This is a genomic window from Mycobacterium sp. TH-M116, from assembly GCF_057473685.1.
The window spans coordinates 1-1,575 of sequence record NZ_JBYCLC010000159.1; the positions used below are offsets into that span (position 1 = coordinate 1).

General features: G+C 70.4%; 2 protein-coding genes. Both read left to right on the forward strand.

Going from position 1 to position 1,575, the window contains the following annotated elements:
• The first annotated feature begins 15 nt into the window (after nt 1-15).
• A complete protein-coding gene (locus AC2VOK_RS08025) occupies nt 16-873 on the forward strand; it encodes an acyl-CoA thioesterase (RefSeq protein WP_428899996.1) in 858 nt (285 codons plus the stop codon).
• Nucleotides 874-891: 18 nt separating this feature from the next.
• The coding region (locus AC2VOK_RS08030) for an NUDIX hydrolase (protein WP_428899995.1) at nt 892-1,575 on the forward strand (684 nt) is incomplete at its 3' end.

Genomic DNA, 1,575 nt, shown 5'->3' on the forward strand with positions numbered 1-1,575 from the left:
CGGCATGATGCCAGGGTGACCTACCGTTCGCCGTCCCTGGCCGAGGTCATCGCCACGTTGCGGGTCGACCGCAAAGACGACCGGCATTTCGTCGCCGCCCAGCTGGACAACCCGGCGCACCACATCGTCGGCGGACATATCGCCGGGCAGGCGCTGATGGCCGCCGGGCTGACCGCGCCCGGCCGCACGCCGCACAGCATCCACGTCTACTACGTGCGCGCCGGGGACGCCCGGCTGCCGGTCGACCTGCACGTCGACGTGGCACGCGACGGCGGCACGCTCTCGACCCGGCAGGTCACCGCGCGTCAGGATGGCCAGATCCTGCTGGAGGCGCTCGCGTCGTTCAGCGTGCCGGTCGAATCGCTCGACTACCAGCAGCCGATGCCCGAGGTGCCCGACCCGGACACGCTGTCGCCGGTGCAGGAGCAGCTGGCCGCCTATGCCGACGAGCTGGGCGGGCACTGGGTCAGGAAAGCGCCGTTCGAGCTTCGCTACGTCGATGCACCGCCGCGGCTCTCCATCGAGGCGCCCACACCCTCGCCCCGCATCCGCATGTGGTGGCGGCCAACCGAACCCGTGCCGGACGACGAGATGCTGCACTGCTGTCTGCTGACCTATCTCTCTGGGACGACGATGCTCGAGACCGCCCTCGCGATGCGGCGTGCCACGCCGCCGACCATCTTCAACGCGCTGATCGACCACGCGCTGTGGTTTCACCGCCCGGTCGACGTGTCCGATTGGGTGCTCTCCGATCAGGTTTCGCCCAGCGGGGTCGCGGGGCGCGGGCTTGCGACGTCGACCATGTACAACCGCGCCGGCCAACTGGTCTGCATTGCCACCCAGGAGCTCTATTTCGGCCGGGGCAAGGGCTGAGAACGATAGGGTCGAGCGGTGACCATCGGCTACGACGACGCACTGCGGGAACGGATCCGTGCGCACGTGGCTCATCACGAGCGCCGCACCGTGGCCGACCCGAGCAAGCGGCGCGCGGCCGTCGCGGTGGTGCTCGTCGACTCCGAGGCCGGCGAGGACCGGGTGGATCCGGCACCGGTGGACGAGTGGATCGGCGGGCGGCCCATGCCGGAGGCCAACCTCGACGGCCGCATGGTCGACGTCTCGGGTGGTGCCGCGTTCCTGCTGTGCCGCAGGGCTATTCGGCTGTCGTCACATTCGGCACAGTGGGCCCTGCCAGGCGGCCGCCTCGACCGTGGTGAAACGCCGGTCGACGCCGCGCTGCGGGAGCTGCACGAGGAGGTCGGCATCGCGCTGCCCGAGTCGGCCGTGCTGGGGCTGCTCGACGACTACCCGACGCGGTCGGGCTATGTGATCACCCCGGTGGTGATCTGGGGTGGCGGCCGGCTCGATCCGCGACCGGCGCCCGAGGAGGTGGTCGCGGTCTACCGGGTGGGGCTGCACCAACTGCTACGCGACGACTCGCCGCGGTTCGTCTCCATCCCGGAAAGTCCCCGCCCGGTCGTACAGATCCCGTTGGGCAATGACCTCATCCACGCGCCGACGGGTGCGGTGCTGCTGCAACTGCGGTGGCTGGGCCTGGAAGGGCGCCACGACCCGGTT